Annotated in this window: 13 protein-coding genes; 8 read left to right on the forward strand and 5 right to left on the reverse strand. The window is 35.3% G+C overall.

Going from position 1 to position 16,120, the window contains the following annotated elements; genetic code table 11:
• Positions 1-29 precede the first annotated feature (29 nt).
• The 3 genes from lpdA to msrB (CHB80_RS10705) form a co-directional block, all read right to left on the reverse strand.
• Entirely contained in the window at positions 30-1,406 is a 1,377-nt protein-coding gene (lpdA, locus tag CHB80_RS10695) for a dihydrolipoyl dehydrogenase (protein WP_089371463.1), read from the reverse strand.
• A gap of 161 nt (positions 1,407-1,567) precedes the next feature.
• Positions 1,568-1,960 (reverse strand): peptide-methionine (R)-S-oxide reductase MsrB, encoded by a 393-nt coding sequence (gene msrB / locus CHB80_RS10700; RefSeq protein WP_089371464.1) that lies wholly within the window; start codon positions 1,958-1,960, stop codon positions 1,568-1,570.
• A 96-nt stretch (positions 1,961-2,056) separates the two neighbouring features.
• Complete coding sequence (msrB, locus tag CHB80_RS10705; RefSeq protein ID WP_089371465.1) at positions 2,057-2,536, reverse strand: peptide-methionine (R)-S-oxide reductase MsrB; 480 nt, start codon at positions 2,534-2,536, stop codon at positions 2,057-2,059.
• A gap of 259 nt (positions 2,537-2,795) precedes the next feature.
• On the opposite strand from msrB (CHB80_RS10705), the gene CHB80_RS10710 reads away from it, so the two are divergent.
• The 8 genes from CHB80_RS10710 (at position 2,796) to CHB80_RS10745 (ending at position 14,224) form a co-directional block, all read left to right on the forward strand.
• Positions 2,796-4,205 (forward strand): glycogen synthase, encoded by a 1,410-nt coding sequence (locus tag CHB80_RS10710; RefSeq protein ID WP_089371466.1) that lies wholly within the window; start codon positions 2,796-2,798, stop codon positions 4,203-4,205.
• A 6-nt stretch (positions 4,206-4,211) separates the two neighbouring features.
• A complete protein-coding gene (locus CHB80_RS10715) occupies positions 4,212-5,480 on the forward strand; it encodes a glucose-1-phosphate adenylyltransferase (RefSeq protein WP_089371467.1) in 1,269 nt (422 codons plus the stop codon).
• Position 5,481: 1 nt separating this feature from the next.
• A complete protein-coding gene (glgB, locus tag CHB80_RS10720; RefSeq protein WP_089371468.1) occupies positions 5,482-7,395 on the forward strand; it encodes a 1,4-alpha-glucan branching protein GlgB in 1,914 nt (637 codons plus the stop codon).
• A 172-nt stretch (positions 7,396-7,567) separates the two neighbouring features.
• Positions 7,568-9,982: a glycoside hydrolase family 31 protein gene (locus CHB80_RS10725; RefSeq protein ID WP_089371469.1), complete on the forward strand. Its 2,415-nt coding sequence runs from the start codon at positions 7,568-7,570 to the stop codon at positions 9,980-9,982.
• Positions 9,983-10,008: 26 nt separating this feature from the next.
• Positions 10,009-10,836, forward strand: a complete 828-nt coding sequence (locus tag CHB80_RS10730; protein ID WP_089371470.1) for a M48 family metallopeptidase — start codon at positions 10,009-10,011, stop codon at positions 10,834-10,836.
• Positions 10,837-10,902: 66 nt separating this feature from the next.
• Positions 10,903-12,204: an MFS transporter gene (locus CHB80_RS10735; RefSeq protein WP_089371471.1), complete on the forward strand. Its 1,302-nt coding sequence runs from the start codon at positions 10,903-10,905 to the stop codon at positions 12,202-12,204.
• Positions 12,205-12,337: 133 nt separating this feature from the next.
• On the forward strand, positions 12,338-13,405 hold the full coding sequence (locus tag CHB80_RS10740) for a hypothetical protein (protein WP_143337105.1): 1,068 nt from the start codon (positions 12,338-12,340) through the stop codon (positions 13,403-13,405).
• Between the two features lie 66 nt (positions 13,406-13,471).
• Entirely contained in the window at positions 13,472-14,224 is a 753-nt protein-coding gene (locus tag CHB80_RS10745; protein ID WP_179218133.1) for a metallophosphoesterase, read from the forward strand.
• A gap of 50 nt (positions 14,225-14,274) precedes the next feature.
• Here CHB80_RS10745 and CHB80_RS10750 read toward each other — a convergent pair whose 3' ends face one another.
• Both CHB80_RS10750 and CHB80_RS10755 read right to left on the reverse strand, forming a co-directional pair.
• Positions 14,275-14,994 (reverse strand): head GIN domain-containing protein, encoded by a 720-nt coding sequence (locus tag CHB80_RS10750; protein ID WP_089371474.1) that lies wholly within the window; start codon positions 14,992-14,994, stop codon positions 14,275-14,277.
• Positions 14,995-15,016: 22 nt separating this feature from the next.
• A complete protein-coding gene (locus tag CHB80_RS10755; protein WP_089371475.1) occupies positions 15,017-16,102 on the reverse strand; it encodes a hypothetical protein in 1,086 nt (361 codons plus the stop codon).
• Between the last annotated feature and the right edge of the window lie 18 nt (positions 16,103-16,120).

Below are 16,120 nucleotides of genomic sequence, written 5' to 3' on the forward strand. Positions count from 1 at the left end.
AGGTTTTTTGTGATATATGTTTTTGTCTATTATAAATGAATGACTTCATCATACGCATCGGCTACAGCTTCCATTACTGCCTCACTCATAGTAGGGTGTGGGTGAATCGTTTTTAAGACTTCGTGTCCAGTTGTTTCTAGTTTACGTCCTAAAACAGCTTCTGCAATCATATCTGTTACGCCAGCTCCTATCATATGACATCCTAACCATTCTCCATATTTTGCATCAAAGATTACTTTTACAAAACCATCTTTTGCTCCAGAAGCACTCGCTTTTCCAGAAGCAGAAAAAGGAAACTTACCAACTTTCAGTTCGTAACCAGCTTCTTTGGCTTGTTTTTCAGTCATTCCCACACTTGCAATTTCTGGAGTAGCATACGTACAACCAGGAATATTAGAATAGTCAATAGCTTCTACATGCATTCCAGCAATTTTTTCTACACAAGTAATTCCTTCGGCAGAAGCAACATGTGCAAGAGCAGGACCTTTAGTAACATCTCCTATAGCATAGTATCCTGGCATATTTGTTTGATACCAATCATTTACAATGATTTTATCACGATCTACAACAATACCAACATCTTCAAGACCTATATTTTCAATATTCGTTTTAATTCCTACAGCAGAAAGTACAATATCAGCTTCAAGTGTTTCTTCTCCTTTTTTAGTTTTAACTGTAGCTTTTACACCACTATCTGTTTTTTCAACCTTCTCAACAGAACTATTCGTCATTACCTTAATTCCTGCTTTTTTCATAGAACGTTCAAACTGTTTTGAAACATCTTCATCTTCTACAGGTACCACAGTAGGCATATATTCTACAATAGTCACTTCTGTTCCCATTGAATTGTAAAAACTAGCAAATTCTACTCCAATTGCCCCAGAACCTACTACGATCATTTTCTTAGGTTGTTCAGGTAATGTCATAGCCTCACGGTATCCTATTACTGTTTTACCATCTTGTGGTAAACTAGGAAGTTCTCTAGAACGAGCACCCGTAGCAATGATAATATGATCTGCACTATATTCTTTACCATCAACGTCTACTTTCTTTCCAGGCTTAATTTTTCCATACCCTTCAATAACGTCAATTTTATTCTTTTTCATAAGGAATTGAACACCTTTGCTCATTCCATCTGCTACACCACGACTACGTTTTACAACTGCTGCAAAATCTTTGTCGGCATTTTCTACTTTAAGACCGTAATCTTCTGCATGTTTAAGGTATTCAAATACTTGCGCACTTTTTAGTAATGCTTTTGTTGGGATACACCCCCAATTTAAACATACACCTCCAAGGCTTTCTTTTTCTACAACTGCAGTTTTTAACCCCAGTTGAGAAGCTCTAATAGCTGTTACATATCCGCCAGGGCCACTCCCTAAAACGATAACATCATACTTGCTCATATTTAGATTTTTTATGGTCTATTTTTACAGTGCGAAAATACATATTAAACACCATATCTTAAAACTAAAATCCTGAAGTGTCTCTTCAGGATTCTAATTAACTGTTTTATTGGCTCCACCAAAGGATTTAATACTCCGAGGTAGTTATATTTAAAAAGATGTTACTCTTTAAAATCGATACTAGCAGAGTTTACACAGTATCGTTGTCCTGTTTCTGTTGGTCCATCATTGAAAACATGCCCTAAATGTGATCCACAATTTGCACATAATATTTCAGTACGTATCATTCCATGAGTTGTATCTCTTACATACTCTACCGTACCGTCTATAGAAGCATCAAAACTTGGCCATCCGCATCCACTATCAAACTTGCTAGTACTATCAAATAATTGAGCATTACATGCACCACAATTATAAGCACCATTTTCTGCATGTAAATTATACGCGCCTGTAAATGGACGCTCAGTACCTTTTTTACGCAATATAGCATAACGTTCTGGCCCTAATTGCTCTAACCATTCGGCTTCTGTTTTTTCTACAGGATATTTTTTCATAATAGTGTCATTTCCATACTTCGACTATGCTTAGCATAAACTCCAGCGGAAATATTTTTAAGTTAGTTTTAAATTTCACTCGACAAAATAGTCTTGTTATTCTCCTTCAGGTACAAATACCAATGCGTCTCCATTAATGCAGTGACGCTTGCCTGTTGTATTTCTAGGGCCATCACTAAATACATGTCCTAAATGTCCGCCACAATTTGCGCAGTGTTCTTCTGTTCTTGTATATCCTAATTTGCGATCTGTAGAATAGGCAACATTATCCCCTATAGGACGGTCAAAACTTGGCCATCCTGTACCACTATCAAATTTATGCTTTCCTTCAAATAGCGCAATACCACATCCAGCACATTTATAGGTGCCTTCAGAATAGTTTTTATTTAGTTTACTTGAAAATGGACGTTCAGTACCTTCTTGACGTAATATATAATATTGATCTGCCGTTAATTCTGCTTTCCATTCAGCATCTGTTTTCTGAACAGGAAACACTTCAGGCTCTTTTTCTTGTGCTTTTCCATTGCAACTAATAAGTAGCAATGTAAATAAAGCAATGGCGCAGTGTTTTATCATGATTTCTTTTTTTATGTAAAAATACGGTTTATTGATTTTTTTGTCGTTAAAACTACTTTAAAATGACATATGATAATGCATTTTTTTAAACAGAAACTATAACGTTGTAAATGTTTTTAAAGTTTTGATTTTTAGTTTTTTAAAAAATACTACTGCTGTGATATTGATAAAATTTTAATGTAATTTTTACATATAAATGCTTGGAAAGCAAGAGATTTGTTTTAATTTAATAAACTTGTATACCTATTAACCACCATTCATGAAGATTATACACATTAGTGCAGAGTGTTACCCTATAGCTAAAGTTGGCGGTTTAGCAGATGTTGTAGGAGCACTCCCTAAATATCAAAATAGAATTGGTCATCAGGCTACTGTATTGATGCCATATTATGAAACAGCATATGTAAAAAAAGCAACGGCAGTCGTTGATTTTTGCTATAATCTGGTGATGGATCAAAAAACATATTTTGCCGAAGTACTTTCTGTAAATGATGCTTCATTAGGATTTCCATTGTTTTTAGTTCGTATTGCAGAATTAACAGATCGAAAAGAAGTATATGGTTATGAAGACGATGCGCTACGTTTTGTAGCATTTCAAAGAGTCGCATTACAGTGGATTATGAGTAAAGATGCCATGCCAGATGTGGTACATTGTCATGATCATCATACAGGGCTTGTTCCTTTTATGATGAGTCGTAGTGAACCTTTTGAAACACTCAAAGATATTCCAACTGTACTCTCTATACATAATGCACAATATCAAGGACAATTTTCTCATGAAATGGGAGGTGTTTTACCACGCTTTCGCGAAAGCGATCTAGGACTGCTAGACTGGGATGGAATGATTAATCCGCTTGCGGCGGCTATTAAATGTGCTTGGCGAGTAAATACAGTTTCTCCATCATACATGGAAGAATTAAAGCAGAAAGCTAATGGACTCGAATGGTTGTTAAATCATGAAAGCGATAAATGTGTTGGAATTCTTAATGGAATAGATGCCGAAACATGGGATCCAGCTACAGATACCTATTTACATAAAAACTATACTATCAGAACAAGACAGTCTGGTAGAAAGACCAATAAAGAAGCATTGTGTGAAGAATTTGGATTGGATTCTAGCAAGCCTCTTTTTGGCTTTATAGGACGATTAGTATGGGAAAAAGGAGCCGATATCTTACCAGCAATTATAGACAAAGCATTACAGGATTATGATATTAATATCATATTGTTAGGTTCAGGTTCTCCAGAAGTAGAATCGCAACTTAAAACCTTAGCTATAAAATACAAAGGACGCTATAATGCTTACATAGGGTATCAAGAACGTATGTCGCATCAAGTGTATGCTGGAGCAGATTTTCTATTGATGCCTAGCCGAGTAGAGCCTTGTGGCCTCAATCAAATGTACTCTTTGCGTTATGGATGTATGCCTATAGTAAGACGTACGGGAGGATTAAAAGATACTGTAATTGACCTTGGAGAAAAAGGTGGTTTTGGTATATGTCACGACCATACTTCAGAAGAAGATGTAGTGTATAGTATTGGAAGGGCTGTAACACATTTTGAAAATCAGAAAAAATTTAAAGAAATACAAAAAACAATGATGCATTTAGAGCACAGTTGGGAAAACTCAGCTCAAATGTATGTATCTTTATATAATCAGTTAAAATAGAATAAAATGAATAAAAAGGTATTAGCTATTATCTTAGGAGGAGGACAAGGATCAAGATTATATCCACTTACAAAAATGCGATCAAAACCTGCAGTGCCTATTGCTGGAAAATATCGTTTGGTAGATATTCCTATTTCTAATTGTATCAATTCTAATATCAAACGAATGTTTGTATTAACGCAGTTTAACTCCGCGTCACTAAACAAGCATATAAAACATACGTATCAATTTAGCTATTTTTCTGATGCATTTGTAGATATCCTTGCAGCAGAGCAAACACCTGAAAATAAAGGCTGGTTTCAAGGTACCGCAGATGCTGTTCGTCAAAGCATGCATCACTTTAAAGGATATGAATCTGATTATATTTTGATCCTTTCTGGAGATCAGTTATATCAGATGGACTTTAATAAAATGCTAGATGCACACATTGAAGCTGGAGCAAAAATTAGTGTAGCCTCACTTCCTGTAAATGCTAAAGATGCTACATCCTTTGGAATTTTAAAAACAAATGATGATCAAACCATAGGTTCTTTTATTGAAAAACCAGATACAACACTATTACCAGAATGGAAGTCACCTGTATCTCCAGCTATGAAAAAGCAAGGAAAGCATTACCTAGCTTCTATGGGGATTTATATCTTTAATAAAGACTTATTAGTTGACTTATTAGAAGATACAGATACCATGGATTTTGGAAAAGAGATTATTCCGCAATCTATCAATGATCATAAGGTATTAAGTTATGCCTATGAAGGATATTGGACAGACATAGGAAATATAGATTCTTTTTTTGAGGCTAATATAGATCTTACGGCAGATATTCCTAAGTTCAACTTATTTAATAGAGATCAAAGTATCTTAACACGTCCACGTGTACTACCACCTACAAAAATATCTGGAACCACATTAGAAAAATCAATCATCGCAGAAGGAAGTATCATACACGGAAGTCGTATTGCAAACTCTGTAATAGGAATACGTTCTCGAGTAGGAAAAGGAACAGTGATTGAAAACTCCTATGTTATGGGAAGCAACCGCTTTTTAGATCTAGAAGAGATTGATGCTGCTCGTGCAAACGGAATACCACATGAAGGAATAGGAGATCGTTGTTTTATTACCAATTGCATCATTGATAAGAATGTAAAGATTGGAGATGATGTGCGTATTACAGGAGGAAAACATTTAGAAGATGTAGAGACCGATACCTATGTAGTACGAGATGGTATTGTGGTGGTTAAAAATGGAGCCTTGATTCCTTCTGGAACGATTATTTAATATGAGTAACGTACAAAGCTACAGTCTGTTTACAGACTTTGATATTTCACTTTTTAAAGCTGGAAAACATTTCCGTTTACACGAAAAAATGGGTTCGCATATCTGTACGGTAGATGGTATAAAGGGTACCTACTTTGCAGTATGGGCACCAAGCGCAAATCAAGTTTCGGTTATAGGTGATTTTAATCATTGGAAAGATGGTGAACATCTGTTACAAGTGCGATGGGACTCAAGTGGTATCTGGGAAGGATTTATCCCTAATGTAGGGCATAGTGATACCTATAAGTACAAGATTCATTCAAATCACGATGGGATTGTTACAGAAAAAGCAGATCCATTTGCAAGACGCGCAGAGCATCCTCCTAAAACAGCTTCCATTATTTACAGCACAGATCACGTTTGGAAAGATCAAGATTGGATGCAAAAGCGTCATAAGCACAATAGTTTAAATGCCCCTTTTTCTGTATATGAATTGCATGTAGGCTCTTGGAAACGAAAAACCGAAGAGAATAATAGAAGCTTAAGTTATTCAGAACTTGCTACAGAATTAGTTGCTTATGTAAAAGAAATGAACTTCACACACGTAGAGTTTATGCCTATTATGGAATATCCATATGACCCTAGTTGGGGATACCAACTTACAGGTTATTTTGCACCGACATCCCGATTTGGATATCCTGAAGAATTAATGACACTTATTGATGCATTTCACCAAAATGATATTGGTGTTATTCTGGATTGGGTGCCTTCCCATTTTCCAGAAGATGCCCACGGATTAGGAAATTTTGATGGTACGGCCTGTTATGAACATCCAGACCGTCGTAAAGGATACCATCCCGATTGGAAGTCATTAATCTTTAATTATGAACGTAACGAAGTACGCTCGTTTTTAATAAGTAATGCACTCTTCTGGCTAGATCAATATCACATAGATGGATTACGAGTAGATGCTGTAGCCTCTATGTTATATTTAGATTATAGTAGAGAAGAAGGTGAGTGGGAGCCAAATGACCAAGGAGGAAGAGAAAATCTAGCAGTCATTAGTTTTTTAAAAGAACTCAACCAAGAAGTATATGCTAGTTTTCCAGATGTACAAACCATTGCCGAAGAATCTACGAGTTTCCCTATGGTGAGTAAACCTGTATTTTCAGGTGGTTTAGGATTTGGAATGAAATGGATGATGGGATGGATGCACGATACATTATCTTATTTTAAAAGAGATACACTTTATAGAAATCATCATCACAATGAGATTAGTTTTAGTATGACCTACGGGTTTACAGAAAACTTTATGCTTCCCTTATCACATGATGAGGTGGTATATGGTAAACAATCTATTTTAGGCCGTATGCCAGGTGATGAGTGGCAACGCTTTGCAAACCTTAGACTTTTATATACCTATATGTATACCCATCCGGGAGGGAAGCTTCTCTTTATGGGTAGCGAGTTTGGACAAGGATCTGAATGGAATTTTGAAGAACAATTAGATTGGTATGTATTACAATATGATATCCATAAAGGCATACAGAAAACAGTAGCAGATTTAAATCATCTATACCAAACAATACCCGCATTGTACGAAAAACAGTTTGAAGCCGATGGTTTTGAATGGGTAGCGCATGATGATGATGAAAATGCAGTTTTAAGCTATATCCGTAAAGGAAATGATCCAGATACATTAGTGATTGGAGTATTTAATATGACACCCGTACCACGTACAGCTTATCGTATTGGAGTTCCTAAAAATGGAAACATTCAAGAAGTATTCAATAGTGATGCATCCATATATGGAGGAACAGGAGATTATCATAATAAAAAACTCAAAGTTTCTAAAACATCATGGAATGGGAAGACACATTCTATCGAAATTGTAGTGCCGCCATTGGCAGGAATTGTATTGGAATTAAAGGCATAAAAATTTTGCAAATAATACTGTATACGCTTTCGCGAAAGCGTATAATTCACCCAAAAAACCAGACAAAACACTATTAATTACGCTACGAAAACGTTAGCGTTAATAACTTATCATAATTAATTTTCTTCTTTTGAATAGATAGTGTTTATTTGAATTTAAAAATAAGGATCCTATGATCATTAATACAGAATTACAACAAAAAGGGAACCAATTTCCTAATCAAATTATAGATTTTAATAAAGAGGTAGATACGCTGTATTTTAAAACAGAGAATCTTGTTATTTTACAACTTACGGTATTAAGAGATAGTGTTATCAGATTTAGATATGCAACAGGAGGCGCTTTTGAAAATGACTTCTCATATGCTATAGATGAAGGTGCCAATAGAGGATACAATCATTTAGAAGTAATGAGTAATGACCTGAATTATATAGTGACAACATCAAAACTCGTTGTCCATATAGAAAAACTAAGTCTTCAAGCAAAAATCTATGACTTAGAAGGGAATATTATAAATGAAGACGAACTTGGTTTTCATTACGAAGAAAGCTTTGAATATGGTGGAAACATCGTTAAGATGAGTAAAAAAGCACAACATGCCGAGAGTTATTATGGATTAGGTGATAAACCAATGCATATGAACTTGAGAGGAAAACGTGTGCAAAATTGGGCGACAGATCAATATGCTTTTGGAAAAGATCAAGACCCTATTTATAAAAGTGTTCCTTTTTACATCGGATTAAATAAGAAGAAAGCCTACGGAGTATTCTTTGATAATACCTTTAGAACCTTTTTTGACTTTTGTCACGAACGTATGGATGTGACAAGTTTTTGGGCACAAGGAGGCGAAATGAATTATTACTTTATCTATGGCCCTAGTATGCCAGAAGTGGTAAAAAGTTATACCAATCTTACTGGAGTTCCAGAAATGCCACCATTATGGGCATTAGGATACCAACAATGTAAATGGAGTTATTATCCAGAAAGTAATGTAAAAGAAATAGCAGCCAAGTTTAGAGAACTTCAGATTCCTTGTGATGGTATCTATCTAGACATTGATTATATGGATGGTTTTAGATGCTTTACTTGGAATAAGGAATATTTTCCAGACCCAAAGCGCATGGTAAAAGAACTTGCTGATGATGGGTTTAAAACCATTGTTATTATAGATCCAGGTATTAAAATAGATAAGGATTATAGTGTGTATAATGAAGGAGTAGAAAATGATTACTTCTGTAAACGCGCCGATGGTCCCTATATGAAAGGAAAAGTATGGCCAGGAGAGTGTAATTTTCCAGATTATACAAACCCTAAAGTGCGTACATGGTGGGCAGGTCTTTTTAAAGAATTAATAAGCGAGATAGGAGTAAAAGGAGTGTGGAATGATATGAATGAACCTGCAGTGATGGAAGTACCAGGCAAGACATTTCCACCAGATGTAAGACATGATTATGATGGAAACCCTTGTAGTCATCGTAAAGCACATAATATCTATGGAACTCAAATGGCACGCGCTACCTATGAAGGCGTAAAGAAATTTGCCTATCCAAAACGTCCGTTTGTGATCACACGTTCGGCATATAGTGGGGCACAACGTTATACCTCCTCTTGGACAGGGGATAATATTGCAAGCTGGGAACATTTATGGGTAGCTAATATCCAAGTACAACGTATGTGTATTTCTGGAATGTCATTTACAGGAACCGATATTGGAGGATTTGCAGAACAACCTACAGGAGAGTTATATGCACGATGGATTCAATTAGGTGTTTTTCATCCATTTTGTAGAACACATTCTTCAGGACATCACGGAGATCAAGAACCTTGGGCATTTGATCCAGGTGTGACCGATATAGCACGTAAGTTTATTAACTTACGATATAGATTATTACCGTATTTATATACCATGTTTTATGAGTATACTCAAAATGGTACCCCATTATTAAAACCACTTGTATACTTTGATCAGGATGACCCGCAAACACACTATAGAACCGATGAGTTTGTGTTTGGACACCAAATTTTAGTTTGCCCTGTATTAGAACCTAATGCTAAGGGAAGACGTATGTACATTCCAAGAGGCACTTGGTACAACTACTGGAGTAAACTTCCAGTAGAAGGAGGCAAAGAACAATGGGTAGATGCAGACGTAGATAGTATGCCATTATTTGTAAAAGCTGGGGCTATTATTCCAAAATATCCAATACAACAATATGTAGGAGAGAAGAAGCTAGAACAAATAGAATTAGAGGTGTATTATGCCTTAGGGAAAAATCAATCTAATGTGTATGAAGATGCACAAGATGGATACGATTATACCAAAGAGCGCTATAGTTTCAGAACCTTTAAAATGTCTGGTAGAGAAAGTGACTGGATCATACAACAACACAAACGAGGAACCTATGTTACACCATACGATACTTATAGAATTCACTTGATTGGGTTGCCTTTTAAAATAAAAGACATTGAATTAGATAATACGCAAGTATCGCTTGAAAGTGTACAGTACGACGATGAAACTTGTTCTTTGATCGTACCAAAGAATTTTACAGAGCTTCATATTTCTGGGATTGCAGATAATTTGTAACTTTATAGTACTTAAAATCAATGACCATGAAGACAAAGCAATTATTCACACTTATATTAACGATAGTATTAGTATGTGCTTGTAAAACAAGCCCTTTTACAGGTAAGAAAACCTTAAATTTTGTAAGTAACGATCAGTTATTTCCAATGGCTTTTCAGCAATATGATCAATTTCTATCAGAGAATAATGTAATTACTGGAACAGTAGATGCAAATATGGTGAAGAGTGTAGGAGAAAAAATTGCAGTTGCTGCAGAGCGATACCTTACTTCATTAGGAGAACCAGGATACCTTAAGGATTATCGATGGGAATATAATCTCGTACAAGATGATGCCGTAAATGCTTGGTGTATGCCCGGTGGCAAAATTGTAGTGTATACAGGTATTTTACCTATAACTCAAACAGAAACAGGACTTGCTATGGTAATGGGGCATGAATTAGCACATGCACTAGCAGATCATGGAGCACAACGTATGAGTGCTGCTCAATTACAACAGATAGGAGCTGTTGGAGTTGCTGTAGGTACAGGTGTTGCAGGACAAAGTCAAGAACAACAAGCTACATGGATGCAAGCTTATGGTTTGGCATCACAATTGGGAGGAATGTTACCTTTTAGCCGTTCTCATGAAACACAAGCCGATGAAATTGGAATTGTGATTGCTGCCATTGCAGGATACAATCCAGATGAAGCAGCAAAATTATGGCAACGTATGAAAGCTGCTAGTGGAGGACAAGCACCACCACAAATACTAAGCACACACCCTTCTAATGATTCTAGAATTGCAAACCTTACAGCAAAAGCACCTTTTGCAAAACAAGAAGCAGCAAAATTTGGAGTGACTTCGTTCAAATAAATAAAATTATCAATAATATATTCTTAAGAAAGCTACACAATCGTGTAGCTTTCTTATTTTAGTAGGATGAAGACACTATTACAAAAAGGAGATAAAAAACTTTTAAATGCTTGGGCATTTTATGATTGGGCAAACTCAGTATACAGTTTGGTCATTGCATCTGCGATTTTCCCTATTTTTTATGACGCTATATTTTCAGAGATAGGACAGGAAACAGTAGAAGTATTTGGAAAAGATTGGAAAAGTAGTTCTTTGATTTTCGGAACCACCGCGGTTGCGTTTTCCATTGTAGCTATTATATCCCCTTTACTATCAGGAGTTGCTGATTTTTTAGGAAACAAGAAATTTTTCTTAAAATTCTTTTGCTACTTAGGTGCCTTTAGTACGATAGGGTTAAGTTTTTTTTATGTAGAGCATATCTTTCTTGGTCTTACGTTGTACCTATTGGCACTCATAGGTTTCTGGGGAAGTCTAGTGTTTTATAATTCATACTTGCCAGATATCGCCCATGTAGATCAGCATGATAGTATCAGCGCCAAAGGGTTTTCTATGGGATATATAGGAAGTGTTATTCTTCTTGTAATATGTCTCATCATGGTAATGGGACAAGAGACTGACGAAGAAAGAGTAGAAATGATGCGATTTTCATTTGTGCTTACAGGTATTTGGTGGATTGTCTTTAGCCAGTATACCTACCTCTATTTACCGAAAGGAAATAAAAGTGAAGGTAAACTATCTAAAGATATATTTTATCAAGGCTTTAGAGAGCTCAAAGCAATATGGTCTGAAATGCAGCATAAACCTCGTTTAAAATCATACTTAATTGCCTTTTTTGTATATAGTATGGGAGTGCAAACTGTTATGCTAGCCGCTTCATATTTTGGAGCTGAAGAATTAGATTGGGGTACTACAGATAAAACATTAGGGCTAATTATTAGCATCTTACTTATTCAACTAGTAGCCGTAGGCGGTGCTTTTTTAACATCAAAGTTATCTGCACGTATAGGAAATGTAAAAGCGCTAATTGTGATTAATGTGATTTGGATTGCTATTTGTGCATGGGCATTTTTTGTTTACACACCGATACAATTTTACATAACAGCAGGAGTTGTAGGTCTTGTAATGGGAGGCGTACAAGCGCTTTCGAGATCTACCTACGCAAAATTCCTTCCAGAAACAGATGATACCACATCCTATTTTAGTTTTTACGATGTTTCAGAAAAAATAGGAATTGTATTTGGAATGCTTATGTTCTTGGGAATGCAAGAACTTACAGGAAGTATGCGCTATTCTATTATCTTTTTAATTGTGTTTTTCGGTGTTGGGGTATTGTTATTAAAAAGAGTACCTAAAGTAGAAGATAAGTAAGGTAATGATGCATGGTACGCTTTCGCGAAAGCATATACAACTAGCTATACACCCTATATTGGTACATTTTAATAAAACAGAGTAGAATATTTTACTTATGTTTGCGTTAGAAGTTTACAAACCTACAATTAGCATGAAAAAAATATCCTACTATCTACCCTTTCTATTATTATGTTTTGTCATTACATGTATTTCATGTGATGATGAACAATTAGAAGGAGAATTCTTTACAACACCAGATGGACAAGAAATAGTTATAGATGACTCACCAGAGTGTCAGGCAGCTTTAACAGCTTTTCAACAAGCTTCTTTAGAGCTTCAAAATGCAGATCCAGCCAATTCAGCGGCTGCATGTGCTGCATTATCAACAGCCTTAGATAACTTTGTGTTTGCTTGTGGAGTTGATACCACTGATGCTTCTGTAATGGCAGCAATGACACTTCTTAATGGTTGTGCAGATATGACAAATAATTGTACAACAGCTACGGCTAACGCTGCAACTGCACAAACAGCATTTGAAAATGCTACTCCAGAAAATGAAGTTGCTTTATGTAACGCCTATACAATCGCATTACAAGCTCAAATCGCTGCATGTGGTGATGCCGATGGAAGTATTCAAAATATCATTAACGGATTAAATTGTGTTGATCAAGAATGTGCAGATGCTACTACAGCTACCGAAGAAGCGCTTGCCATATTTAATATGACAGATATTACTGATGAAGCAGCATATGTAGAAGCTTGTGGAAATTACTCATTAGCATTACAAGACCAAATTATAATTTGTGGAGACCCAGACGGAAGCTTACAAGCCATTGTAGATGAACTTGGTGATTGTTCTATTCCAGAAGATCCAGGACCTGTACAAATGACGATAGATGAAGAATTCAAAAACTTTAATGTAGCAGAAGCGCCTATTAATGGCTCTACGTTTGAAGTAACAGCAACCGATGTAGATACGGGAGATACTTTTGAATTTTCAGTAACATTATTACAAACAGGAGAAAATGTACTTCAAAATATAGTATTAACTATAGATGGGGTAATGTATAATCCTGTATTGAGTGGTGACCCTCAATTTATAAATGAGATTACTCAAAATGATGGCGAAGTAATTATAGGAACATTTAGTGGCCCTATGATGAATGCAGATGGAGATGTAATAAACATTACTGGAGGAATCATAGATATCGAAATATAAAACTGTTTATATACTTAAATGAAAAAGAGGCGGTTTTTACCGCCTCTTTTTTTATACCATAATAAAATGCTTGTACAAGTTTGTTCAGATTTACACTTAGAGTTTATACAAAACCGTCATTGGATAAGGGAACACCCTTTAGTACCCAAAGCAGAAATACTTCTAATTGCAGGAGATACATTTTATTTAGATGAAAAAATAAAAACACTAGACTTTATAAAAAAAGTAGCTGACGATTTTAAGGCAGTATACATTGTGCCTGGAAATCATGAATATTATGGAGGATATAATGTGGCTACAGCATTAGAATCTACTCATGAATCTATAATGGATAATGTCTTTCTAGTCAATAATTATTCTGAAAATATAAACGGAGTTTTATTTGTTTTTTCAACCCTATGGTCTAACATTCAAAAACATATTCTAGCTGTTATGCGAGGGATGACAGATTTTAGAAAAATACAATTTAACAATGAGAAGTTTACAGTAAATCACTTTAATGAGATTCATGAAGCGTGTTTTGATTTTATAAAGAAGGAAGTCAAAAAAGAAGGGAAGAAGATCGTGGTGACACATCATTTGCCTAGTAGATTGTGCAATGCAGATGAGTTTAAAGGCAGTTTGCTAAATGATGCGTTTTGTGTAGAAAAAACAAACTTTATTTTAAGCAATACAATCGATTATTGGGTGTATGGACATAGTCATAGGAATCTCAAAGATTTTAAGATAGGAAACACACAAATGATTACAAATCAATTAGGGTATATTGGTCAAAATGAGCATTATCATTTTAATGCAGAAAAAGTAATAAAACTATAGTCCAAAAAAAAGCGCTCATAAAGAGCGCTTTTTTTGGTGTTCAAGGTTGCTTATTGCATTTTGATATTTCCAGAACCAGAAACTTTCGTGTCCTGCTTATCAGGGTTTCCATAATAGTCTACATCTCCAGATCCGCTTACACGGGCTTTGATGCTTTTACTACAGTATACAGCTACATCTCCAGAACCTGCAACACTAACATAAGCATTATCTGCTTTTAAGTCTTTTGCATGTACTTCTCCAGAACCTGCAACACTCGCTTCTATATCTCTACTATTTCCTTTTAATGTAAGATCTCCAGAACCGGCAACACTTGCATCTACAGTATTTACATCTAGTTGTAGTGTAAGGTCTCCAGAACCAGCAACAGATGTTTTAAAATTAGTCGCTTTGATAACATCTCTTGATACCACATCTCCAGATCCTGCTAAGGTAACTTCATTTAAATCCTGAAAAGGAACTGTGATTTTAATCTTTTTTGAAGCACGGATATTTTTATTATTTTCTACTTTAATTTTAAGAGCATTTCCTCTTACTTCAGTAACGATATATTCTAATAAATTACTATCTCCTTCAATAGTAATAGAACCTTCTGTACCTGCAACAAGTTCTACATCAAAAGAGCCTCCTACATTTACTTCATCATACGTCCCAACAGAACGAGTGATGGTTGTGATATTACCATTTCCTTTAACTCCTTTGCCCCACCATTGTGCTTGTACTTGAATAGCAGATACTAGAATAAGACAGATTGTGATTACTTTTTTCATAATGTTTGATTTTTAGATTGATTTATATTTTAGTGAATGTAACTCCTCCATATTCAGAGTTGATATTAATATTATTTTGACTATTTGCATCTCCATGGTATCCTTCGTAGTATTTGTCTGAAGAGTCGATACGTTGTTTTGTGATCTCTAAACCGTCTTTACCGCCAAGGCCTGCATATTCCAGAGAGATATTAAATGTAAATGAGTATTGTTGATTATATCCTAACTTGATGCCAGTATAATCACTTTGGATGATCACATCTCCAGCATTTGCTCCAAGCTCATTGATACGTACAGAACCATAATTTGTATTGAGATTTACATTTCCTTGCACCGTCTCAAATGTGGTTGTTAAATGATCTCCTCGTCCGGTAAGTTCTCCTACAGTTCCAATTTGTAACTTCCCATAATCACATACATAATTAAGATCATTTACATTTCCTATTTCGCTTCTTGAGTAATCAGCATTTAAATCTACTTTTTCAGCACCTTCTAGATTAAAACTTGAATAGTCTGCATTGATACGACCACTTTTCATATACTCAATGGTAGAATTATTAGTGTAATCAAAACTTAAGCTACTATTATCTCCTAATAACTTTCCTATAGATAACTTTCCATAATCACAGCTTATTTTGGCATTTCCTTTTGTCTCATTAATACTAATCCCGCCATAATCGTTACTAATATCTAGATCATTTGTTACAGGAACTTTTACTTCATAGCGTACTTCCATATTGACATTACTGTTTCTCCAGCTTTTCCACCATGAGCGTCCTCCACCTTTATTGAATTTAGTAACAGCACTTACAAGACCTGCACTATCATCAAACACAACATCAATATCGTCTAGTTTTTCTTGTACTCTTTCTTCGTTATTTCCATTTGTCTTAATAAAAACTTCAATAACCGTTTTATTTTCGTTCCAAGAAGTGATATTTACATTACCGTAGCTATTCTCAATTTTAAGACGCGCATCTGGATTTACTGTAAACTCTTTTTTTACTTTCTTCTCTTTGGTATAACGACCTTTAAAACCATTGTATGCTAATGCAACTGTAGGTATAGAGATTAAAATAAATAATAGTGTGTAAATTTTTGTTTTCATAGTATGTATATAATCAAG

This window comes from Dokdonia pacifica, from assembly GCF_900188275.1.
Lineage (GTDB): Bacteria > Bacteroidota > Bacteroidia > Flavobacteriales > Flavobacteriaceae > Dokdonia > Dokdonia pacifica.

Coding starts and splice junctions, on each gene's coding strand:
- CHB80_RS10725 (WP_089371469.1), top strand. CDS start 7,568: ATGATCATTAATACAGAATTACAACAAAAAGGGAACCAATTTCCTAAT.
- CHB80_RS10740 (WP_143337105.1), top strand. CDS start 12,338: ATGAAAAAAATATCCTACTATCTACCCTTTCTATTATTATGTTTTGTC.
- lpdA (WP_089371463.1), bottom strand. CDS start 1,406: ATGAGCAAGTATGATGTTATCGTTTTAGGGAGTGGCCCTGGCGGATAT.
- CHB80_RS10715 (WP_089371467.1), top strand. CDS start 4,212: ATGAATAAAAAGGTATTAGCTATTATCTTAGGAGGAGGACAAGGATCA.
- CHB80_RS10730 (WP_089371470.1), top strand. CDS start 10,009: ATGAAGACAAAGCAATTATTCACACTTATATTAACGATAGTATTAGTA.
- glgB (WP_089371468.1), top strand. CDS start 5,482: ATGAGTAACGTACAAAGCTACAGTCTGTTTACAGACTTTGATATTTCA.
- CHB80_RS10735 (WP_089371471.1), top strand. CDS start 10,903: ATGAAGACACTATTACAAAAAGGAGATAAAAAACTTTTAAATGCTTGG.
- CHB80_RS10710 (WP_089371466.1), top strand. CDS start 2,796: ATGAAGATTATACACATTAGTGCAGAGTGTTACCCTATAGCTAAAGTT.
- CHB80_RS10750 (WP_089371474.1), bottom strand. CDS start 14,994: ATGAAAAAAGTAATCACAATCTGTCTTATTCTAGTATCTGCTATTCAA.
- msrB (WP_089371464.1), bottom strand. CDS start 1,960: ATGAAAAAATATCCTGTAGAAAAAACAGAAGCCGAATGGTTAGAGCAA.
- msrB (WP_089371465.1), bottom strand. CDS start 2,536: ATGATAAAACACTGCGCCATTGCTTTATTTACATTGCTACTTATTAGT.
- CHB80_RS10745 (WP_179218133.1), top strand. CDS start 13,472: ATGCTTGTACAAGTTTGTTCAGATTTACACTTAGAGTTTATACAAAAC.
- CHB80_RS10755 (WP_089371475.1), bottom strand. CDS start 16,102: ATGAAAACAAAAATTTACACACTATTATTTATTTTAATCTCTATACCT.